Raw genomic sequence first — 20,381 nt, 5'->3', positions numbered from 1 at the left:
AGAGCGCGCTGAACATCTTCGGCGCGCCGTTTTAGGAAAGACCATGACCAGAACACTGCAATGTATCTCGCCCATTGACGGCTCGGTGTTTGCCGAACGTCCCGTGCTGAGCCTCGCCGAGGCCGAGGCCGCCGTGGCCCGCGCCCGCGCCGCACAGGCCGAATGGGCCGCCCGCCCGCTGGCCGAACGCGTCGCCCTGGTCGAGGCCGGCTGCGCCCGCCTGACCGCCATGCAGGACGAGGTGGTGCCGGAACTCGCCCGGCAGATGGGCCGCCCGGTCCGATACGGCGGCGAATTCCGCGGCATGAACGAACGCGCCTCCTACATGGCCTCGATCGCCGCAGAGGCTCTGGCCCCCATCGAGATCGAGGACAGCGCCACCTTCCGCCGCCTCATCAAGCGCGAACCCCACGGGCTGGTGCTGATCATCGCGCCCTGGAACTACCCCTACATGACCGCGATCAATGGCGTCGCCCCGGCCCTGATGGCCGGCAACGCTGTGGTGCTGAAACACGCCACCCAGACCCTGCTTGTGGGCGAGCGCATGGCCCGCGCCTTCCACGAGGCCGGCGTGCCCGCGGATGTGTTCCAGAACCTCTTCCTCGACCATGACACCACTGCGAAACTGATCGCCGCGAAAAGCTTCGGCTTCGTCAACTTCACCGGCTCGGTCGGTGCCGGCCAGGCCATCGAACGCGCCGCGGCCGGCACCTTCACCGGCCTCGGGCTGGAACTCGGCGGCAAGGATCCGGGCTACGTGATGGAGGACGCCGACCTCGACGCCGCCGTCGAGACCCTGATCGACGGCGCCATGTTCAACTCGGGCCAGTGCTGCTGCGGGATCGAACGTATCTACGTCCACGAAAGCCTGTTCGACGCCTTCGTCGAGAAGGCCGTGGCGATCGTGAAGAGCTACAAGCTCGGCAACCCGCTCGACCCGGAAACCACGCTCGGCCCGATGGCGCACCGCCGCTTCGCCGACCTCGTGCGCGAGCAGATCTCCGAGGCAGTGGCCGAGGGCGCAACCGCCCATATCGAGACTTTCGCCGAGGATGACGGCGGCACCTACCTGACGCCGCAGATCCTCACCGGCGTCAACCACGACATGCGCGTGATGCGGGAGGAAAGCTTCGGCCCCGTGGTCGGCATCATGCCGGTCGCCGATGACGAACACGCGCTGCAGCTGATGAACGACAGCGACTTCGGCCTGACCGCCTCGCTCTGGACCCAGGATGCCGCCCGCGCCGAGGCGCTCGGCGCCCGGATCGAGACCGGCACCGTCTTCATGAACCGTGCCGACTACCTCGACCCAGCACTCTGCTGGACCGGCTGCAAGAGCACCGGCAAGGGCGGCTCGCTCTCGGTCATCGGCTTCCACAACCTGACCCGTCCGAAATCCTACCATCTCAAGAAGGTGACGAAATGACCCCCACCGGCAACTGGTCCTACCCGACCGCCATCAAGTTCGGCGCCGGGCGCATCAAGGAACTGCCCGCGGCCTGCGCCGCCGCCGGCATCAAGCGCCCCCTGCTCGTGACCGACAAGGGCCTGGCGAACCTGCCGATCACCCAGGCCACGCTCGACATCCTCGACGCCGCCGGCCTGGGCCGCGCGATGTTCTCCGATGTCGACCCGAACCCGAACGAGAAGAATCTCGCCGCGGGCCTCGCCGTCTACAAGGCCGGTGGCCATGACGGCGTCGTCGCCTTCGGCGGCGGCTCGGGCCTCGACCTCGGCAAGATGGTTGCCTTCATGTCGGGCCAGACCCGCCCCGTCTGGGATTTCGAGGATATCGGCGACTGGTACACCCGCGCCGACCCGGCCGGCATCGCCCCCATCGTCGCCGTGCCGACCACCGCCGGCACCGGTTCGGAAGTGGGCCGCGCCAGCGTCATCACCAACTCCGAAACCCACGTGAAGAAGATCATCTTCCACCCCAAGGTGCTGCCCAGCGTCGTGATCTGCGACCCCGAGTTGACCGTCGGAATGCCCAAGATGATCACCGCCGGCACCGGCATGGACGCCTTCGCCCACTGCCTCGAAGCCTATTGCTCGCCCTTCTACCACCCGATGAGCCAGGGCATCGCCCTCGAAGGGCTGCGGCTGGTGAACGAATACCTGCCGCGCGCCTATGCCGACGGCAATGACCTCGAAGCCCGCGCCCACATGATGAGCGCGGCGGCGATGGGCGCGGTGGCCTTCCAGAAGGGCCTCGGCGCGATCCATGCGCTGAGCCATCCCATCGGTGCGGTCTACAACACCCACCACGGCACCACCAACGCCGTGGTGATGAACGCCGTGCTCGACTTCAACCGCCCCGCCATCGAGGACCGGCTCGGCCGCGCGGCGGCCTATCTCGGGATCAAGGGCGGCTTCACCGGCTTCTGCGACCGCGTGTGGGAGCTGCGCTCGACCCTCGCCATACCGGCGAAGCTGAGCGAAATGGGCGTCGGCAACAACCGCATCGACGAGCTGACCGCCATGGCGCTCGAAGATCCCAGCGTCGGCGGCAACCCGGTGGCGATGACCGCCGAGAACACCCGCGCGCTGTTCGAAGCGGTGATCTGAACCCGGCCGAAATCCCGCGCGGATTTCGGCCTGTTTTCCCGCAGGGAAAACAGCCACATGACCTGCCGCCGGAACCGAAATCCTCCCAGGGAAACGGCTCCGGCGGCATTTTTCTTGCCATCCCCGCCCGCATTGCCCAATCTCCCGCCGGCATAGGGAGGCACTGCATGATCCTGGTTCACCACCTGAACAACTCGCGCTCGCAGCGCATCCTGTGGTTGCTGGAAGAGCTCGAGCTCTCCTATGACCTGCGCCGCTACGAACGTGACCCGGTGACCAACCTCGCCCCGCCCGAACTCGCTGCCGTCCATCCACTCGGCAAGTCGCCGGTGGTCGAAATCGACGGCCGCCGGATCGCCGAAAGCGGCGCCATCGTCGAGTTCCTCTGCCTCCGCCACGGCCGCCACCTGCTGCCTCGCATCGGCAGCGACGAATACGTCACCCACATGGAACTGATGCATTTCGCCGAAGGCTCGGCGATGACGCCGATCCTGCTCGACCTCTACGCCGGCCGCCTCGGCCCCGCCGGCGCACCGCTGCGGCCGCGGATCGACCAGCAGCTCACCAGCCATTTCGAGTTCATGGAACGGATGCTGCGCCCCTCGGGGCACTTCGTGCTCGACGACCTCTCGGCCGTCGACATCATGCTGAGCTTCCCCGCCGAGATCGCGGTGAAGAAGGGCCGCAACCAGTTGCTGCCCAGGCTCACCTCCTTCGTCGAGGCAATGCACGCCCGCCCCGCCTGGCACCGCGCAATGGAACGCGGAGGCGCCTACAGCTTCGCCTGAGCTTTCGCGCCGCTGCGCTCGCGATGCGCGATGAACAGGCCCGAGGCAAAGATCAGACCTGCCCCGATGAAGGTGTAGCTGTCCGGCACCTCGCCGAAGAGCCACAGCGCCAGCAGCGAGGCCCAGACCAGCTTGAGGAAGTCGAAGGGCAGCACTGCGGTCGGCTCCGCTTCCTTCAGCGCCTGGCTGATGGTCACCTGCGCGACCGACCCCGCGAGGCCGATCAGAAGCAGCCAGCCCCAGGCCTGCCATGACGGCCAGTCCTCCCAGGCCCAAAGGGCCGGGCCGATGGAGAAGCCGCAGAGAAAGACCCCCATGTAGAACACGATGGCGACGCTGCTCTCGGTGCGCGACAGGATCTTTATGACGATCATCGCGCAGGCCCAGAAGAAGGCCGATCCCAGCGTCAGCAAGTCGCCGGGCACGATCTCCGACAGGCCGGGCCGCAGCACGATCAGCGTGCCCAGGAACCCCGCCGCGATGGCCGCCCATCGGTAGAAGCGAAAGCCTTCGCCCAGGACCACCACCGACAGCACCGCCGCAAAGATCGGGGCCGAGAAGTTCAGCGCCGTGACCCGCGCCAGCGGTGTGGTCGAGACGGCGGTGAAGAACATCAGCATCGCGCAGATGTTCAGCAATCCGCGCAATGCATGAAGCCCCAGCCGCCGGGTGCGCAACTGGGCGAAACCGCTGGTCAGCAGCAGCGGCACCAGGAACAGCAACCCAAAGAAGTTGCGGAAGAACACGATCACGAAGGGCGGCAACTCGGCTGAGACATGGCGGATCGTGGCATGCATCACCGCGAATCCGAGCGTCGAGACGACCATCAGCAGCGCACCGCGCAGGGTCGGGCTCTGCGCGTTCCAGGCGGTGCGGGTGCGGGTCAGTGCTGTGAGATCGGCCACGCGAGTCGTGTCTTTCCGGCGGGGAAATGCAGAAAGCTTAACCTGTAAAGAGACGTCGCACCAGTACCGCAGGACTTGTCTTTCCACCGCCTCCGGCTAATCTGCGCGCCAAGTGGAACAGTAATCCGACAGGCGGAAATGATCGAGATACAGCCCCCCATGCCCGAACAACCGCCGACCGAGACGGTGGTCGACATGATCCGCCGCAGCGCCAGGGTGGCGCCCGAGAAAGAGGCGCTGGTCTGCGGCGCGACCCGCCTCACCTGGGCCCAATTCGACGCCCGGGTGAACCGCGTCGCCAATGCGCTGATCGCCCGCGGCATCCGGAAAGGCGACCGTGTCGCGATGCTCGGCCCCAATTCCGCCGCCTATGCCGAACTGTTCATCGGCGCCCTGCGCGCCGGCGCCTGCATCGTGCCGCTGGCCACCATGGCCGCCTCCGAGGCGGTGGAACGGATGCTGGCCGACTGCGGCGCCCGCTTCTTCGCGCTGGCCGACGCCTACCGCGACCTCGCCGCGCCCTTCCTCGACAAGCTCTCGCTGCACAGGGTCGCCTTCGACTTCGAGGCCGAAGGTTTCGAGCCCTACGAGGCGATGCTCGCTAGCGCGGCCGAGACCGACCCGATGGTGCCGGTCGGCTTTGCCGATCCGGTCAACCTGATCTATTCCTCGGGCACCACCGGCACGCCGAAGGGCATCCTGCACAATCACTGGATGCGCGCCGCCCAGATGGACCGGGTCCACGCCAACGAATACGACGCGCCCGACACCCGCACGCTGCTCTCGACGCCGCTCTACTCCAACACCACCATCGTCGCCTTCCTGCCGACGCTGGTGGGCGGCGGCACCGTCGTTCTGATGGAAAAGTTCGATGCCCGCGGCTACCTCGAACTGGTCGAGCGCGAGAAGATCACCCACACCATGCTGGTCCCGGTGCAATACAAGCGCATCATGGACGTGCCCGACTTCGACAGCTTCGACCTCTCGACCATGCGGGTCAAGTTCTCGACCTCGGCCCCCCTGCGCGCCGACGTCAAGGACGACGTGCTGGCCCGCTTCCCCGGCAAGCTCACCGAATACTACGGCCTGACCGAGGGCGGCGGCGTCACGGTGCTGCCGGCGCACGACTTCCCGGACAAGCTGCACACCGTCGGCAAACCCGCGCCCAATTGCGAAATCGTCCTGATCGACGAGACCGGCAAACCCGTCGCGCCCGGCGAGATCGGCGAGATCTGCGGCCGCTCGCCCACCATGATGGCCGGCTACTTCGGCCGCGACGACCTGACCGCCGACTACATCTGGCGCGATGCCGCGGGGAAGGTCTATTTCCGCTCGGGCGACATGGGCCGCTTCGACGAGGACGGTTTCCTGATCCTGTCCGACCGCAAGAAGGACATGATCATTTCCGGCGGTCTCAACATCTATGCGGACGATCTCGAACGCGTCCTGCTTGCCGACCCCGACGTGACCGACGCGGCGGTGATCGGCGTGCCTTCCGAGCAATGGGGCGAAACCCCGCTGGGCCTGGTGGTGACCCGCGCCGGCGCGACCCGCACGGTCGGGCAGATCTGCGCCGACGCCAACGCCCGCCTCGGCAAGAGCCAGCGGCTCTCGGGCGTCGAGTTCCGCGAGGTGCTGCCGCGCAGCTCGATCGGCAAGATCCTCAAGCGCGAACTGCGCGCGCCCTATTGGGCAGGCCAGCCGGCATGAGTGTCCGCCACGTCGGGATCATGGGCGGTGGGCTGATCGGCATGAGCTGGGCCAGCCTCTTCCTCGCCCGCGGGATCGAGGTCACCGTGGTCGATCCCCGCCCCGCCGCCGGGGCAGAGCTGGCGGCCTTCATCGCAGCCGCATGGCCGCACCTGCGGGCCCTCGGGCTGACCGAGACGGAGACGCCCCGCCAGGCGGCATTCTCAACCGACGTGGCCGCGCTGGCCAGGGTCGACTACCTGCAGGAAAACGGCCCCGACCGCATCGCCATGAAGGAGGAGATCGTCGCCTCGCTCGAAGCGGTGATCGGGCCCGAGGTGGTCATCGCCTCCTCGACCTCCTCGCTGATGGCCTCCGACATCCAGGCCGGGGCCCGCCACCCCGAACGCATTCTCGTCGCTCATCCGATGAACCCGCCGCATCTCGTGCCGATGGTCGAACTGGTCGCGGGCCGGCTGACCGCGCCCGACACCGTCGACCGGGCCGAGGCCTTCTACCTGCAGATGCAGCGCGTCCCCATCCGGGTGAAGAAAGAGGTGCCGGGCCACCTCGCAAACCGCCTCACCTCGGCGCTCTACCGCGAGGCGGTGCATATGGTGGCCGAGGGCATCGCCGATGTCGGCGACATCGACAAGGCCATTGCCGCCGGGCCGGGCATGCGTTGGGCGCTGATGGGGCCGCACCTGATCTACCACCTCGGCGGCGGGGCGGGCGGCTATCGGCACTACCTCGACCACCTCGGCCCGACGCAGGAGGCCCGCTGGTCCGACCTTGGCCAGTCCGCGCTGACGGAAGAACTCAAGGCGCAGCTGGTCGGCGGCGTCGAAGCGGAGATCGGCAGCGAAAGTCCCGAGGCCCTGGCCGAACGGCGCGACGCCGCGCTGGTCGCGCTGGCCGCGCTCAAACGTCAACACGGGTTCTGACCAGCCCGGAATTCTTCGAGAACTCCGCAACGAATTCCTGCGAGGAATTCGCGCCCCCGACAACCGCCCACGCCAAACGGAATTTTCGCAAAATTCCGGACCGAATTCCTCGCAGGAATTCGGCCCCGCTCAGTCCTCGCCCTGGATCTTCGCCCAGAGATCCGGCCGCCGCTCGCGGGTCAGCCGTTCCGACTGCTCCCGCCGCCAGCGCGCGATCTCGCCATGGTTGCCCGACATCAGCACATCGGGAATCGCACTGCCCTGCCATTCCGCCGGGCGGGTATATTGCGGATGCTCCAGCAACCCCGCCGAAAAGCTCTCTTCCTCGGTCGAAGCCGCATTGCCCAACACGCCGGGCAGCAGCCGCACCGTGGCATCGATCAGTGCCTGCGCCGCGATCTCGCCGCCGGTCATCACGAAATCGCCGAGGCTTACCTCCTCGACCCCGTAGTGCTCCAGCACCCGCTCGTCAAAGCCCTCGAAGCGCCCGCAAATCAGCGTGACCCCATCGGCCCGCGCCAGCCGCTGCATCAGCGCCTGCGTCATCGGCGCGCCGCGCGGGCTGAGGCAGATCAGCGGCCAGTTCCGCCCCGCCCCGGTCATCGCCGCCTCGATCGCAGGCCCCACCACGTCCGCGCGCAGCACCATGCCCGCACCGCCCCCGGCAGGCGTGTCGTCGACATTGCGATGCTTGCCGATCCCAAATTCGCGGAGATCCAGGGTTTCCAGCCGCCAGCGGCCGTCCTGCAGCGCCTTGCCGGTCAGGCTCTCGCCCAGCACGCCGGGGAAGGCGTTCGGAAACAGGGTGATCACGCGCGCCTCCCAGGCCCCGGCCAGGTCAGGCACAGGCGTCAGGAGTTCGCGGGGTTTCACGGACAGGCGGACAGCCTTGCGGCCATGGGAACGATCGGGTGAGCTCATGCCGCCTGTCTAGCGCAAAGCGCGGCGGAATCCAGCGTCAGGCGATGGCGAAGATGCCGAAAAGCGCCAGCAGGAACAGCACCAGCACCACCAGGATCAGGATACGCGCGCCGGTCAGCGCCGCCCCCGAGATCGAGTTGAAGCCAAGCAGCGCGGCGATGGCCGCGACGACAAGCAGGATGAGGATCCAGGACAGCATTCGTAATCTCCTTGCAAGGCCCCGAGGGACCGCTTGCAGGGAGAACGTCGCGCGGCCGGGCGCAGTTCCCTCAGCGCTCGAACAGCCCCTCGGGCGGATCGGCGACGATGCGGCCCGCCGTGAGGTCGACCGTCGGCACGGCAGCCAGCGTGAAGGGCAGCAGCACCGTCTCCTGCCCAGCCCCGCGGCGGATCTCGAGCAGGTCGCCAGCACCGTGGTTCTGAACGGCGATCACCTCGCCCAGAACGGCGCCGCCGGTGTCCACCACCTGCAGCCCGATCAGGTCGGCATGGTAATATTCGTCATCCGGCAGCGAAGGCAGCCGGTCGCGCAGCGCATAAAGCCGCAGCCCCTTCAGCGCATCGGCCTGTTCCTTGGTCGTAATCCCGCCCAGCCGCGCGGCAAAGCCGCCGGAAATCGGCCGGGTGATCCGAACGGCAAAGGTGCGCGTTCCGTCCTCGTTCGACAGCGGCGCATAGGCGGCAATGTCCTCGGGCACGGCGCAGAAGCTCTTCAGCCGCACCTCGCCCATGACGCCGAACCCTCCGGCGATGGCTCCGACGCAGATCAGCTCAGACATGAAAGCGGCTCCTGACGGGGGTGGGCATCAAATCGCGCCGCGGATCGCCGGGCGCTTCCCTCCCCCGCTGCGGGGGAGGGAAAAGGAGGGGGGAGGCCCCCTCCGAAGTCATCCGCGTGAGGACAACCCGTCCGGGATCACTCCTCGGCGGTGGCGGCTGCCTTGGCGGCTTTCTCTTCGGCGCGGGCCTTGGCTTTCTTGCCCGGCTCGCCCTTCTTCGGGTTGCTGCGCTCGGTCTTGCCGCGCAGGCCGGCGGCTTCGAGCATCCGGGCAACCCGGTCGGTCGGCTGGGCGCCGAGGTTCAGCCAGTGCTGCACGCGCTCGACGTTCATCTTGACGCGGTTCTCGTCGTCCTTCGGCAGCATCGGGTCATAGGTGCCCAGCTTCTCGATGAAACGGCCATCGCGCGGCATGCGCGAGTCGGCTGCGACGATGCGGTAGGACGGGCGCTTCTTGGAACCGCCGCGGGCGAGTCTGATCTTCATTGCCATGGTACTGTCTCCTAGATGGCTGTGGCCGGGGTCGTCCCGGTCATTTCTGGTGTTTCTCGTGGTGGTGAATGACTTCCCGGATGATGAAGGCCAGGAAGGCCTTGGCAAATTCGGGGTCCAGGTCGGCCTTGACGGCCAGGTCTTCGAGCCGGGCGATCTGCGTCGCTTCGCGCGCGGGATCGGACGGGGGAAGGTCGTGCTCGGCCTTGAGCTTGCCCACGGCCTGGGTGTGCTTGAACCGCTCGCCCAGCGTATAGACGAGGATGGCGTCGAGCCGGTCGATGCTCTCGCGGTGCTCCTTCAGCAGCGCGGCGGCGCGTTTGGTCACGTCGTCAGTCAATGGCCCAGCCTTTCGGTTTGAACAGCGGATCTGCGTAATGCGAGATTTCCATCTCGATCCCGTGCGCAAGCTGGCTGTTCTCCAGCTTCGCGGGCGAGGGATGACGATAGACCGCGTCCGACCCGTCGATGGTCTCGGCCTCCGGGTCCTTCACGGCGCCCAGGCGCTCGGCCAGACGGATCGAGTCGAGGTTCTTCGGGTCGATGTAGCTGACCGCCCCGGCCCAGCCCATCCGCTTGTAGAGATGGCCGCGCACCGCGTGTGTCGCCTCCAGCGCGAAGCCCTTGCCGGCCCTGTCGGGCCAAATGATCCAGGCGATCTCGCGCTCGGGCCATTTGGCTGGCTGCCAGCCGCCCGCCATGCCCACGGTCGCCTCGGTGGCGCGCTCGTGGATCATCCACATGCCGAAACCGCGGATCTCCCAATGGCCGATCTCGGCGGCGTAAAGCATCCAGGCCTCGTAGGCATTCAGCGGCCCGCCCATGAAGCGCGAGCGATACGAGGCGAAGGTCGCCTTGAAATCGGGGTAGTCCTCCGGCCGCGGGCCGCGCAGGATCAGCCGCCGGGTCTCGATCACGGGAATGTCGCGGTGGCCCATCAGACGGCCTCCGGCGCCGGGTGGCGATAGACCAGTTCCTCGCCCACCAGCGGGTTGTCGAACCGCCGGTCCAGCCGCGCGCCCAGCCGTTCGGCCAGCACGATGGAGCGGTCGTTGCCCGGCATGATGTTCGACACCAGCGTGGTCCAGCCCAGCGTCCCATAGGCATGGGCCCGCGCTGCCAGCGCGGCCTCGCGCGCGATGCCCTGTCCCTCGAACCCCTCAAAGACGGCCCAGCCAAGTTCCGGCTCCGGCCAACCCTCGGGCTGCCAGAGGCCGCACATGCCGCAGAGCTGCCCACTGGCGCGCAGCTCGACCATCCAGAAGCCGAAGCCCCGGATCTGCCAGTGCCCCAGCAGCATGGCGAACCAGCGCCAGGCGTTCACCCGCGTCAGCGGACCGCCAAAGAAATCCGACCGGCCGCCATCGGCAAAGAAGGCCGCCAGCGCCTCGAAATCGCTCTCGCGCGGGCCGCGCAGGATCAGGCGCTCGGTTGTCAGCACGGGGATCATGCGGCGGCTCCGTGATGGCGCCAGACCATGACAGGCTTGTTCTCGGGCGTCGGCGCCCCCTCGTCCAGGATGGCCCCGAGACGCTTGGCCAGCGCGATGGAGCGTGCGTTGGCCGGATCGATATAGCTTACGCAGCTCCGCCACCCGAGGGTCGAGAAAGCAAAGTCGCGTGCCGCAACGGCGCCTTCGAGCGCATATCCTTTGCCTTCGGCTTCGTCAGTCCACAAGTTCCAACCGATCTCCGGCTCGGGCCATCCGGCCGGGCGCCACGGGCCGGCCATGCCCAGAGCCCTCCCGCTGACCTTGTCGCATAGCACGAACATGCCGAACCCGCGCATCACCCAATGACCGATGAGATGCCCGAACGACCGCCACGCCTTGCCTTCTTCCGCCAGAGGTCCGCCGATATAGAGCGACCGCTCCGAGGCCAGCATTGCCTGCCAATCCGGCCAGTCGCCCGGCTCGGGCGCGCGCAGCATGAGCCGTTCGGTGGTCAGAACCGGCGTGCCCTGCAGCGTCACGTTAAGGCCATGCGTCATGCGTAGGCCTCCATCCCGCCATCGGCCAGCGCATCGGGGGCCGGATGCCGGAAGATCCGCATCGGCCCGTGCCGCTCATGCACGAATTCGCCGTCCCGCCGGCAACCCAGCCGCGTCGCCACCCGCGCCGAGGCCTCGTTCTTCGGCTTCACGAGGCTGATAAGCGTCGTCCAGCCGAGCACGTCATAGGCAAAGGCCCGCCCCGCCTCGGCGGCCTCGGTGGCAAAGCCCTTGCCCTCGTGCCCGTCGAAAAGATCCCATCCGAGTTCCGGCTCGGGCCAGCCCTCGGGCTCGAACAGGCCAACCAGCCCCACCGCCTGGCCGCTCGCACGCTCCTCGACGATCCAGCGGCCAAAGCCGCGAAGCTGCCAGTGCCCGGCCTCCATCGCCAGCATCCGCCAGGCCAGTTCGCGGGTCAGCGGACCGCCGACGAAATGCGACCGCGGGCCGGCATAGAAAGCCGCGAAGACCTCGAAGTCGTCCTGGCGCGGGGCGCGCAGCACGAGGCGCTCGGTCCGGAGAGTCGGAATCTCCAGACCGAAGGTCTCGGGTGCCTCATCGGCAGTCATGGACGAACTCGGGGCCAAGGCAGCATCACTTCTTCTTGCCGAAACCCGAAAGGCCGGGCGGCAGCTGCATGCCTCCGCCACCAAGGCCGGGCAGACGCCCGCCCATCTGGCGCGCGGCGGCCTCGAGCGCGGCCGGGTCCATGGTCGACGGGTCGGGCATCCCGCCCTTGCCGAACAGGCCCTTCATCGCCTGCTTCAGCATCCCGCCCTTCCCCATCTTGCCAAGCTTCTTCATCATGTCGCCCATCTGGCGGTGCATCTTCAGCAGCTTGTTCAGTTCCGAGACATCCAGCCCCGCCCCCGCCGCGATCCGCTTCTTGCGGCTCGCCTGCAGCAGCGCCGGGTTGGCGCGTTCCTTCTTGGTCATCGACTGGATCAGGGCGATCTGGCGCTTGATGACCTTGTCGTCGAGACCCGCCTCTTCGACCTGCTTGGCCATCTTGCCCATGCCGGGCATCATGCCCATCATGCCCTGCATGCCGCCCATCTTGAGCATCTGTTCCAGCTGCATGCGCAGGTCGTTCATGCTGAACTGACCCTTGATCATGCGCTTCATCATCTTCTCGGCCTGTTCGGCCTCGATGGTCTCCTGCGCCTTCTCGACCAGGGCGACGATGTCGCCCATGCCAAGGATCCGGCCGGCGATGCGTTCCGGCTCGAAGGTCTCGAGCGCGTCCATCTTTTCGCCCAGACCGACAAAGCGGATCGGCTTGCCTGTCACCGCGCGCATCGACAGCGCCGCGCCGCCACGGCCGTCGCCGTCCATCCGGGTCAGGACCACGCCCGTGATGCCGATGCGGGCGTCGAAGTTCTCGGCGGTGTGCACCGCGTCCTGGCCGGTCAGGCCGTCGACCACCAGCAGCGTCTCGCGCGGGTTGGCGACGTCGCGGACGGCCTTGACCTGCTCCATCAGCTCTTCGTCGATGGAGAGGCGGCCCGCGGTGTCGAGCATGTAGACGTCATAGCCGCCCAGCGCCGCCTGCGTCTTGGCCCGCTTGGCGATCTGCACCGGATCCTCGCCCTTGACGATCGGCAGCGTGTCGACGCCGATCTGCACGCCAAGGATCGCCAGCTGCTCCATGGCCGCCGGACGGTTGACGTCGAGCGAGGCCATCAGCACCCGCTTGCCCTCGCGCTCCTTGAGCCGCTTGGCAAGCTTGGCGGTGGTGGTGGTCTTGCCGCCGCCCTGCAGGCCGACCATCAGGATCGGCGCGGGCGGGTTGTCGATCTTCAGCGCGCCGGGGTCGCCGTCGCCCTTCAGCACGCCGACCAGCGCGTCATGGACGATCTTCACCACCTGCTGGCCCGGCGTCACCGACTTGGTGACCGCCTGGCCCGTGGCCTTGTCCTGCACCGCCTTGATGAAGTCGCGCGCCACCGGCAGCGAGACGTCGGCCTCCAGCAGGGCGACGCGCACCTCGCGCAGTGCGGTCTTGACGTCCTCTTCCGACAGCGCACCCTGGCGGGTCAGCCGGTCGAACACACCGGAGAGGCGTTCGGAAAGATTTTCAAACATGCGCCGGCTCCTTCGCCCTTGTTGACCAGTGCCCCAGGGGGCGATGAATGCACAAACGCCCCCACGGGCGCATCGCGCTGGTGGAGGTCGATCCCCCGATCACCGGGGGACCGGAATGCTGAACGCTTCCGGGTTGGTCGCGATTTAGGCCTTGTGTGGCGCAGAGTCAAGCCGCGCTGGGGTGTCCTGCCGCTCCCCCGCCGCCAGCCACCGGTTGATCGCCTCGACCGCCCGGCCCGGACCCCGGCCGTTGGTATAGGCGGTCACCACCGGATGACGTCCCGCGCTCATCCCGCGCGCGAATACCAGCGTCGGGCGGTACAGCGTGCCGCCCTTCGATCCGGTGGTCTCCTCCAGCACCGCACCGTCCAGATCGGCGAGGTCATGGCGCACCTCGGTATAGCCAAACACCGACCGGCTGCGCATCACCACCACGCCCTCGACCCGGTCGAAGATCACCTGCACCCGCACCACGAAGACAGCGAAGGCCCCGAACCCCAGCCCGCCGCCCATCCCCGCGAAGAGCAGGCCCAGCAATTCGCCATCGGCCACCACCAGCAGCCCGGCGCCGACGAAGAACAGGATGAAGAGCACCAAAGCGACGCCGAGCAGCCAGGGCGTCTCGGCAAGGATCAGCTGTTCGGGCGTGTCGCGGGTCACTTTCATGGACATATCCCATGAAGCGCGCCGCAAGGACCCCTGTCAAAAACTTCCTGTTCGGACTGGCTGCGACTGCTGCAACCGGGCCACGCCGCCCCGGCCGAATTCCTCTTTGCACCCGCGCACACAAGTGCTGTAATGCGCCGACACCTGTGAGCTGACGCTCCAACCTGGGACGTGACACTTGGACAACTGGGACGAAGTACGCACCGCCTACCAGGTGGCGCGAAAGGGCACGGTCAGCGGCGCGGCCGAGGTGCTGGGCGTTCACCACGCCACCGTGATCCGCCACATCGACGCGCTCGAGGCGCGGATCGGCGTCAAGCTGTTCCAGCGCCACGCGCGCGGCTACACACCGACCGAGGCCGGGCAGGATCTGCTGCGCGTCGCCCAGACCACCGACGACCAGTTCAGCCAGCTCGTCGCCCGCCTGCGCGGTCAGGGCCAGGAGGTCGGCGGCGACCTGGTCGTGACTTCGCTCAGCGCGCTGGCCCCCGTGCTGGTGCCGGTGCTGACCGATTTCCAGCAGCTCCACCCCGATCTCAACGTCCGCTACCTCACCAGCGGCCGGCTGTTCCGCCTGGAATACGGCGAGGCGCATGTGGCGATCCGCGCCGGCTCGCCGCCCGACCAGCCCGACAACGTGGTGCAGCCCTTCGTGCGCCAGAAGGTCTCACTCTTCGCCAGCGAGGACTACATCGCCCGCCACGGCAAACCCGAGGGCAACGAGGACCTCTCCGGCCACCGCTTCGTCGGCCCCGACGACCCCGACAGCCGCGCGCCCTATTACCGCTGGCTCAAGACCGCGGTCGCGCCCGAACAGGTGACCTTCCGTATCACCTCGGAACACAGCGCCCGCGAGGCGGTTATTGCCGGCGCCGGCCTAGGCTTCCTCACGGAATGCGAAGCCAGCCGTCTGCCCGGCCTGGTCCGGGTGCTGCCCTCGCGCGAGGAATGGACATCGCCGCTCTGGCTGGTGACCCATGTCGACCTGCACCGGACCTCGAAGGTGCAGAACTTCCTGACCTACCTAAAGGAACGCTCACGCGAATGGCCCTGAGTCCCGCCGCCCTGCGCGGCCATCTCGCCATGCTGGCCTTCTCGGCCCTGGTGGCCGGATCCTTCTCGCTCGGCACCCGCGCGGCCAACCACATCGACCCGGTTGCGCTGAACGCCGCCCGCTTCGGCATAGCCACCCTGCTGATCGGCATCGCCGCCCTGGCGACCACCGGCCTGCCCCGCAGCGCCGCCCGCGCGCCCTGGCGCTACCTTGTGCTCGGCGGTCTCTTCGGCCTCTACTTCGTGCTGATGTTCGAGGGCCTGAAAACCGCCGCCCCAGTGAGCGCCGCGGCGGTCTTCACCCTCACCCCGCTGATGTCAGCGGTCTTCGGCTGGCTGCTGCTGCGCCAGGTGACGACGCCGCGCATGGCCCTGGCCCTCGCCATCGGTGGTGCCGGCGCGCTCTGGGTGATCTTCCGCGCCGACTGGGCAGCGCTGCGCGCCTTCCACGTCGGCGGTGGCGAGATCATCTATTTCTGGGGCTGCGTCGCCCATGCCATATATACACCGATGGTGCGCCGCCTGAACCGGGGCGAGCCGGCGGTGGTCTTCACCTTCGGGATGCTGCTGGCCGGCGGGCTGATCCTGACGCTCTGGGGCTGGCCGCGTATCCGCGCCACCGACTGGACCGCGCTGCCGCTCATCGTCTGGATCACGCTGGGCTATCTCGCCGTCTTCGCCAGCGCCATCACCTTCGTGTTGCTGCAATTCGCCACCCTGCGCCTGCCCGCCGCCAAGGTCATGGCCTATACCTACCTGACCCCCAGCTGGGTGATCGGCTGGGAGGTCGCGCTGGGCGGCACGCCGCCCGGCGGCCTACTGCTCGCCGGAATCGCCATGACCGTGGCGGCCTTGTTCCTGCTGCTGCGCGACGACGACTAGGACGCCAAAAGTTTCCCGGAAACTTTTGGCAAATCTTTCCGCGGAAAGATTTGCTCTCCGCTCAGCCGTCCGGCGGGCTTTCAAGCTCTGTCGCGAGGAACCGCTCGAAGGCGTCGAGGTTCACCGGCTCGAACTGCCCGAAGCCCTGCATCCAGACGCTCGCCGCGCGCAACGCATCCGGCTCCAGCTTGCACCACTTCACCCGGCCGCGCTGTTCCTGGCTGATAAGCCCCGCGCGGGCCAGCACGACGAGGTGCTTGGAGATAGCTGCCAGCGACATCTCGAAAGGCTCGGCCACATCGGTCACCGCCATGTCATCCTCGAGCAGCATCGACAGGATCGCCCGACGGGTCGGGTCGGCAAGCGCGGCAAAGACGGTGTCGAGCGCATGTGACATGGCAATGACTTGCCGCAGCATGGGGAAATCGTCAACCGGAAGGTTGAATATGCCAATTTGGCCAATTTTCGGGAAACTGGCGCCAAAAGCCTGCGACGCCGAGACCGATGATACGAAAATATCATTCAATAACAACAGCATGATCCGAGTTTCCCCGCGTCATTCCGGCAATTGACTCTGAACCCCGCCCATTCTAGCACCATGCCAACTGTTGCAGGGGTTCACGGTGTGAGCGAGGACGACCAAAAGCAGCGCCTGGCGCAGCTCGAGGCGCGGATCGCGGCGGCCAAGAAGGCCGACACGCCGAAGCCCCATAAGGACGAGCACTACTCCCAGGCACAGCTTGCCTGGCGGATGGTGATCGAACTCGTGGCCGGTCTAGGGATCGGCTTCGGCATGGGATACGGGCTCGACCGCCTGTTCGGGACGCTGCCGTTCCTTCTCGTGCTGTTCACATTGTTGGGTCTCGCGGCGGGCATCAAGACGATGCTCAGAAGCGCCGAGGAGATCCGGAAGACCACGCAGGCCGCAGAGGCCGCAGAGGACGACAAGGGAAACTGACGCGATGGCGACAGAAGAGCACGCAGCCGAAGGAAGCACTCTGGTCTTCCACCCGATGGACCAGTTCATCGTGAAACCGCTGTTCGGCGAGGGCCCGGTGGCCTGGTACACGCCGACCAATGCGACGCTGTGGATGGGTCTCGCCATCGTGGCGGTGATCGCGCTGCTGGTGCTGTCCACCTCCAAGCGCGCCATCGTTCCCGGCCGCGGCCAGTCGATCGCGGAAATGGCCTACGGCTTCGTCTACAAGATGGTCGAAGACGTGACCGGCAAGGACGGGATCAAGTATTTCCCGTATATCATGACCCTGTTCATGTTCATCGTCTGCGCCAACTTCCTCGGCCTGATCCCCGGTTCCTTCACCACCACCTCGCATATCGCCGTCACCGCCATTCTCGGCTTTGGCGTGTTCATCTGCGTGACGATCCTCGGCTTCGTGAAGAACGGCACCCACTTCCTGGGCCTGTTCTGGGTGTCGAGCGCGCCGCTGGCGCTGCGTCCGATCCTCGCGATCATCGAACTGATTTCCTACTTCGTGCGGCCGGTGAGCCATTCCATCCGTCTTGCCGGCAACATGATGGCCGGGCACGCGGTGCTGAAGGTTTTCGCCGGCTTCGCCCAGGTCGCCGCCATCGCACCCATCGCCATCCTTGGCGTCACCGCGATCTACGGCCTGGAACTGCTCGTGGCCTTCATCCAGGCCTATGTCTTCACCATCCTGACCTGCGTCTACCTCAAGGATGCCCTGCATCCGGGTCACTGACGCCCGTCTTCCAACCAACACCCCTCATTCCATCGTAAGGAGAGATCACATGGAACTCGTTGCAGCAGCAGCTCTGGGCAAATTCATCGGCGCCGGCCTCGCAGCCATCGGTTCGGGCGCAGCCGCCATCGGTGTGGGCCACGTCGCCGGCAACTTCCTGGCAGGCGCCCTGCGCAACCCGTCGGCAGCCGCCGGCCAGACCGCGACCCTGTTCATCGGCATCGCATTCGCCGAAGCCCTGGGCATCTTCGCATTCCTGGTCGCCCTGCTGCTGATGTTCGCCGTCTGATCCAACGGGCTCTTCCTTACCGGCGGACGGAGCGCAGCCGCGCCCGTCCGTCGTAACGGCAGTTCCCTGGGAGTACTGACATGGCAACACCGACGCATGACGCGGGCCACGCCGCCGCCACTTCGGCGCCTGGTATGCCGCAGCTGAACATCGAGCATTTCCCGAACCAGATCTTCTGGCTCGCGGTGACTCTCGTTGTTATCTATTTCGTGCTGTCGCGCGTGGCGCTGCCGCGTATCGGCGGCATCCTGGCCGAACGTGCCGGCACGATCACGAACGACATCGCAGCCGCGGAAGAGCTGAAGGCCAAGGCGCTCGCCGCCGAAGAGGCCTACAACAAGGCTCTAGCGGATGCGCGCACCGAAGCAAACCGCATCGCCGCCGCGACCAAGGCCGAGATCCAGGGCGAACTCGCCCAGGCCATCGCCAAGGCCGACGCGGAAATCGCCGCGAAGACCGCTGAATCGGAGAAGGCAGTCGCCGAAATCCGTGCCGGCGCAGCTGCCGCGGTCGAGGAAGTGGCGCGCGACACCGCCGCCGCCCTCGTCGCCGCACTGGGTGGCAAGGACGACGCCAAGGCGGTCAACGCCGCGGTCGATACCCGGATCAAGGGGTGAGAGAGATGCGCCATATCATCGCCGCCACCCTCGCCCTGACCACCGCCTCGCCGGCGCTGGCCGCTTCGGGTCCGTTCTTCTCGCTGCACAACACCAACTTCGTTGTTTCGATCGCTTTCATCATCTTCCTTGGCATCCTGGTCTACTTCAAGGTTCCAGGCACCATCGGCAAGCTGCTGGACAAGCGCGCGGAAGGCATCCGCGAAGAGCTGAACGAAGCCCGCGCCCTGCGCGAGGAGGCACAGACCGTGCTCGCCTCGTTCGAGCGCAAGCAGCAGGAAGTCCAAGTCCAGGCCGACCGGATCGTCGCCACCGCCCGTGAGGAGGCCGCGCAAGCCGCCGAACAGGCAAAGGCCGATCTCGAGAAGTCGATCGCCCGCCGCCTTGCGGCCGCTCAGGACCAGATCGCCTCGGCCCAGTCGGCCGCCATCAAGGACGTCCGCGACCGCGCGATCACCATCGCCGTGGCCGCAGCCAAGGACGTGATGGCCAAGCAACTGACCGCGACGGCAAGCTCCAAGCTGGTCGACGAGGCAATCGCCCAGGTCGAAGCCAAGCTGCACTGACGCCGTCACAAGTGACGAACAGGATGAAACCCGGCCCCGCGCCGGGTTTTGTCGTTTCAGGGGGCAGTGTTCAGCGCAGGCTGCGCTCGTGCTCAAGGCGTTGCTGGGCGATGATCTCATTGCGCTCGGCGCGCCGGTAGTCAGTCAGTGACTGCTCCACGTAGGTCAGATGCGCCCGCACCGCAGCGATTGCGGCCTCGGGGTTGCGCGCCTGCAGGGCGTCGTTGATGGCCCGGTGCTGGTCCAGCAGCGCCGCGCGGCTGGTCCGCTGCTTGAACATCACCTGGCGGTTGTAGAACACCCCTGCCCGCAGCAGGTCGTACATCGACCGCATCATGTGCAGCATCACCACGTTGTGGCTCGCTTCGATGATCGCGCTGTGGAACTGCGCGTCGAGCCGCGCCTCCTCCTCCGGGTTCCGCTTCTGGTGGCTGGCTTCCATCTTGTCGAAGATCGTCTGGACCACCAGCAGGTCGCCGTCCGAGGCCAGCCGCGCCGCCCTTTCCACCGCCATCGCCTCGATATCACGGCGGAAATCGATATAGTCGAAGACTGCCTCGTCATGGGTGGCGAAGAGCCGCTGCAGCGCCGGCGAAAAGGCCGATCCCAGCACCTCGGCAACATAGATCCCCGAGCCCGCGCGCGAGGTCAGCAGCCCCTCTTCCTGCAGTTCGGCCACCGCCTCGCGAAGTGAGGGGCGTGAGACGCCAAGCCGCTCGGAGAGCTCCCGCTCAGAAGGCAAGCGCTCGCCCGGCCGCAGGATCCCGCGCAGGATAAGCAGTTCGATCTGGCGCACGACCGAGGTGGAAATCTTCTCTGGCTGGACTTTCTGAAAGGGCATGACCACAACTCTCGTGTTCCGGCCTTATAGGGCCAAGCCGCCCCATGCGTCCATGCCCGCATGACGTAACCGCTTGTTAACCCTGAATCGCGCATGATCGGACCATGCGTCCGTTTCTTGCCCTGCTCCTTCTCGCCGCCTGCAACACGCCCAGCCCGCATTTCAGCGGGCTGGAGGCCACCCGCGTCAGCGTCGCCGGTTCGGTCTTCGACATCCGCGTCCGGGGCGACCTGGCCGAGGCCTTGCGCGTCAACGCGCAGTATGCACCGCGCTTCGGCCCGATCCGCGCCCGCGCCGCCTTTGCCATGGAACAGGTCAGCGGCTGCACCGTTACCGAGGTCAGCGGCGACCAGGCGCTGGCCCTCGGCAAGCTTTCCTGCAAGGACCGCCCCACGCGCTGGAGCGCGCCAGTGGCTCCGGTCAGCTACAGCTGTACCGACGTCGGCCACTGGTCCAGCTATCGCTTGGGCGTCACCTGGCAGGATTTCGACTGCGACCCGGTTTGAACCAATATCTTGTGGATATTTCCGCCGATCCGCCGACATGCAGCAGCAAGACCGTTGACGCAAAGCCCCCCAAAGCCCAAG

At 67.0% G+C, this 20,381-nt stretch carries 27 protein-coding genes; 13 read left to right on the top strand and 14 right to left on the bottom strand.

Translation table 11 applies throughout. The features are described from left to right. Positions 1–43 precede the first annotated feature (43 nt). The 3 genes from IE266_RS15815 to IE266_RS15805 all read left to right on the top strand — a co-directional run bounded on the left by IE266_RS15815 (position 44) and on the right by IE266_RS15805 (position 3,356). Positions 44–1,426 carry an aldehyde dehydrogenase family protein gene (locus IE266_RS15815; protein ID WP_189681073.1) on the top strand — a complete coding sequence of 461 codons (1,383 nt, stop codon included), beginning with the start codon at positions 44–46 and terminating at the stop codon, positions 1,424–1,426. Beyond that, on the top strand, positions 1,423–2,568 hold the full coding sequence (locus IE266_RS15810) for an iron-containing alcohol dehydrogenase (RefSeq protein WP_189681072.1): 1,146 nt from the start codon (positions 1,423–1,425) through the stop codon (positions 2,566–2,568). Before IE266_RS15815 ends, IE266_RS15810 begins: the two co-directional genes overlap by 4 nt. Positions 2,569–2,735: 167 nt before the next feature. Then, the gene (locus IE266_RS15805; RefSeq protein WP_189681071.1) at positions 2,736–3,356 is read left to right on the top strand and encodes a glutathione S-transferase family protein; all 621 of its coding nucleotides are present in this window, start codon (positions 2,736–2,738) and stop codon (positions 3,354–3,356) included. Here the strand turns inward: IE266_RS15805 and IE266_RS15800 are convergent. Further along, positions 3,341–4,261: a DMT family transporter gene (locus IE266_RS15800; protein WP_229864169.1), complete on the bottom strand. Its 921-nt coding sequence runs from the start codon at positions 4,259–4,261 to the stop codon at positions 3,341–3,343. The two genes, IE266_RS15805 and IE266_RS15800, sit on opposite strands and share 16 nt — an antisense overlap. Before the next feature lie 159 nt (positions 4,262–4,420). Here IE266_RS15800 and IE266_RS15795 point away from each other — a divergent pair, with 159 nt between their 5' ends. Then, complete coding sequence (locus IE266_RS15795) at positions 4,421–5,971, top strand: class I adenylate-forming enzyme family protein (RefSeq protein WP_229864168.1); 1,551 nt, start codon at positions 4,421–4,423, stop codon at positions 5,969–5,971. Next, on the top strand, positions 5,968–6,894 hold the full coding sequence (locus tag IE266_RS15790) for a 3-hydroxyacyl-CoA dehydrogenase NAD-binding domain-containing protein (RefSeq protein ID WP_189681069.1): 927 nt from the start codon (positions 5,968–5,970) through the stop codon (positions 6,892–6,894). The genes IE266_RS15795 and IE266_RS15790 overlap by 4 nt, the downstream gene beginning before the upstream one ends. 129 nt (positions 6,895–7,023) lie before the next feature. Here the strand turns inward: IE266_RS15790 and trmD are convergent, their stop codons facing one another. From trmD to IE266_RS15735, 11 genes are all read right to left on the bottom strand, one after another. Further along, positions 7,024–7,815, bottom strand: a complete 792-nt coding sequence (gene trmD / locus IE266_RS15785; protein ID WP_189681068.1) for a tRNA (guanosine(37)-N1)-methyltransferase TrmD — start codon at positions 7,813–7,815, stop codon at positions 7,024–7,026. Between the two features lie 37 nt (positions 7,816–7,852). After that, a complete protein-coding gene (locus IE266_RS15780) occupies positions 7,853–8,014 on the bottom strand; it encodes a DUF1328 family protein (protein WP_189681067.1) in 162 nt (53 codons plus the stop codon). Between the two features lie 70 nt (positions 8,015–8,084). Continuing rightward, positions 8,085–8,594 (bottom strand): ribosome maturation factor RimM, encoded by a 510-nt coding sequence (gene rimM, locus IE266_RS15775; RefSeq protein ID WP_189681066.1) that lies wholly within the window; start codon positions 8,592–8,594, stop codon positions 8,085–8,087. Positions 8,595–8,731: 137 nt separating this feature from the next. Then, positions 8,732–9,085, bottom strand: a complete 354-nt coding sequence (rpsP, locus tag IE266_RS15770; protein ID WP_189681065.1) for a 30S ribosomal protein S16 — start codon at positions 9,083–9,085, stop codon at positions 8,732–8,734. A 40-nt stretch (positions 9,086–9,125) separates the two neighbouring features. Next, positions 9,126–9,425 (bottom strand): chorismate mutase, encoded by a 300-nt coding sequence (locus IE266_RS15765; RefSeq protein ID WP_189681064.1) that lies wholly within the window; start codon positions 9,423–9,425, stop codon positions 9,126–9,128. Then, a complete protein-coding gene (locus IE266_RS15760; RefSeq protein ID WP_189681063.1) occupies positions 9,418–10,023 on the bottom strand; it encodes a GNAT family N-acetyltransferase in 606 nt (201 codons plus the stop codon). The genes IE266_RS15765 and IE266_RS15760 overlap by 8 nt, the downstream gene beginning before the upstream one ends. Next, a complete protein-coding gene (locus tag IE266_RS15755) occupies positions 10,023–10,535 on the bottom strand; it encodes a GNAT family N-acetyltransferase (protein ID WP_189681062.1) in 513 nt (170 codons plus the stop codon). The genes IE266_RS15760 and IE266_RS15755 overlap by 1 nt, the downstream gene beginning before the upstream one ends. Next, a complete protein-coding gene (locus IE266_RS15750; RefSeq protein WP_189681061.1) occupies positions 10,532–11,074 on the bottom strand; it encodes a GNAT family N-acetyltransferase in 543 nt (180 codons plus the stop codon). Before IE266_RS15750 ends, IE266_RS15755 begins: the two co-directional genes overlap by 4 nt. Continuing rightward, positions 11,071–11,643 carry a GNAT family N-acetyltransferase gene (locus IE266_RS15745; RefSeq protein ID WP_189681060.1) on the bottom strand — a complete coding sequence of 191 codons (573 nt, stop codon included), beginning with the start codon at positions 11,641–11,643 and terminating at the stop codon, positions 11,071–11,073. The genes IE266_RS15750 and IE266_RS15745 overlap by 4 nt, the downstream gene beginning before the upstream one ends. Positions 11,644–11,668: 25 nt before the next feature. Then, positions 11,669–13,159 (bottom strand): signal recognition particle protein, encoded by a 1,491-nt coding sequence (ffh, locus tag IE266_RS15740; RefSeq protein ID WP_189681059.1) that lies wholly within the window; start codon positions 13,157–13,159, stop codon positions 11,669–11,671. Between the two features lie 144 nt (positions 13,160–13,303). Then, entirely contained in the window at positions 13,304–13,825 is a 522-nt protein-coding gene (locus IE266_RS15735; protein ID WP_189681058.1) for a hypothetical protein, read from the bottom strand. Positions 13,826–14,003: 178 nt separating this feature from the next. Between IE266_RS15735 and IE266_RS15730 the strand changes: the two genes are divergently transcribed. Both IE266_RS15730 and IE266_RS15725 read left to right on the top strand, forming a co-directional pair. Further along, entirely contained in the window at positions 14,004–14,879 is an 876-nt protein-coding gene (locus IE266_RS15730) for a LysR family transcriptional regulator (RefSeq protein WP_189681057.1), read from the top strand. Next, a complete protein-coding gene (locus IE266_RS15725) occupies positions 14,870–15,760 on the top strand; it encodes a DMT family transporter (RefSeq protein ID WP_189681056.1) in 891 nt (296 codons plus the stop codon). The genes IE266_RS15730 and IE266_RS15725 overlap by 10 nt, the downstream gene beginning before the upstream one ends. Positions 15,761–15,821: 61 nt before the next feature. Here the strand turns inward: IE266_RS15725 and IE266_RS15720 are convergent, their stop codons facing one another. After that, the gene (locus IE266_RS15720; protein WP_189681110.1) at positions 15,822–16,157 is read right to left on the bottom strand and encodes an ArsR/SmtB family transcription factor; all 336 of its coding nucleotides are present in this window, start codon (positions 16,155–16,157) and stop codon (positions 15,822–15,824) included. 228 nt (positions 16,158–16,385) lie between these two features. Here IE266_RS15720 and IE266_RS15715 point away from each other — a divergent pair, with 228 nt between their 5' ends. The 5 genes from IE266_RS15715 to IE266_RS15695 all read left to right on the top strand — a co-directional run bounded on the left by IE266_RS15715 (position 16,386) and on the right by IE266_RS15695 (position 18,953). Continuing rightward, positions 16,386–16,718: an AtpZ/AtpI family protein gene (locus IE266_RS15715; protein WP_189681055.1), complete on the top strand. Its 333-nt coding sequence runs from the start codon at positions 16,386–16,388 to the stop codon at positions 16,716–16,718. Between the two features lie 4 nt (positions 16,719–16,722). Next, complete coding sequence (locus tag IE266_RS15710) at positions 16,723–17,481, top strand: F0F1 ATP synthase subunit A (RefSeq protein ID WP_189681054.1); 759 nt, start codon at positions 16,723–16,725, stop codon at positions 17,479–17,481. Between the two features lie 49 nt (positions 17,482–17,530). Then, complete coding sequence (locus tag IE266_RS15705) at positions 17,531–17,770, top strand: F0F1 ATP synthase subunit C (protein WP_189681053.1); 240 nt, start codon at positions 17,531–17,533, stop codon at positions 17,768–17,770. 80 nt (positions 17,771–17,850) lie between these two features. After that, positions 17,851–18,387, top strand: a complete 537-nt coding sequence (locus IE266_RS15700; RefSeq protein WP_189681052.1) for a F0F1 ATP synthase subunit B' — start codon at positions 17,851–17,853, stop codon at positions 18,385–18,387. 5 nt (positions 18,388–18,392) lie between these two features. After that, positions 18,393–18,953, top strand: coding sequence for a F0F1 ATP synthase subunit B (locus tag IE266_RS15695; RefSeq protein ID WP_189681051.1), 561 nt, complete (start codon positions 18,393–18,395; stop codon positions 18,951–18,953). Between the two features lie 70 nt (positions 18,954–19,023). Here IE266_RS15695 and IE266_RS15690 read toward each other — a convergent pair whose 3' ends face one another. Further along, complete coding sequence (locus IE266_RS15690; protein ID WP_189681050.1) at positions 19,024–19,794, bottom strand: FadR/GntR family transcriptional regulator; 771 nt, start codon at positions 19,792–19,794, stop codon at positions 19,024–19,026. A gap of 104 nt (positions 19,795–19,898) precedes the next feature. On the opposite strand from IE266_RS15690, the gene IE266_RS15685 reads away from it, so the two are divergent. Next, on the top strand, positions 19,899–20,300 hold the full coding sequence (locus IE266_RS15685) for a hypothetical protein (protein WP_189681049.1): 402 nt from the start codon (positions 19,899–19,901) through the stop codon (positions 20,298–20,300). Positions 20,301–20,381: the final 81 nt, after the last annotated feature.

The sequence above is a fragment of the Seohaeicola zhoushanensis genome, from assembly GCF_014656415.1.
In the GTDB taxonomy this organism is placed as follows: domain Bacteria; phylum Pseudomonadota; class Alphaproteobacteria; order Rhodobacterales; family Rhodobacteraceae; genus Seohaeicola_A; species Seohaeicola_A zhoushanensis.
Note: the sequence above shows the minus strand (reverse complement) of the source record. Positions and strands in the feature narration are given on the sequence as shown.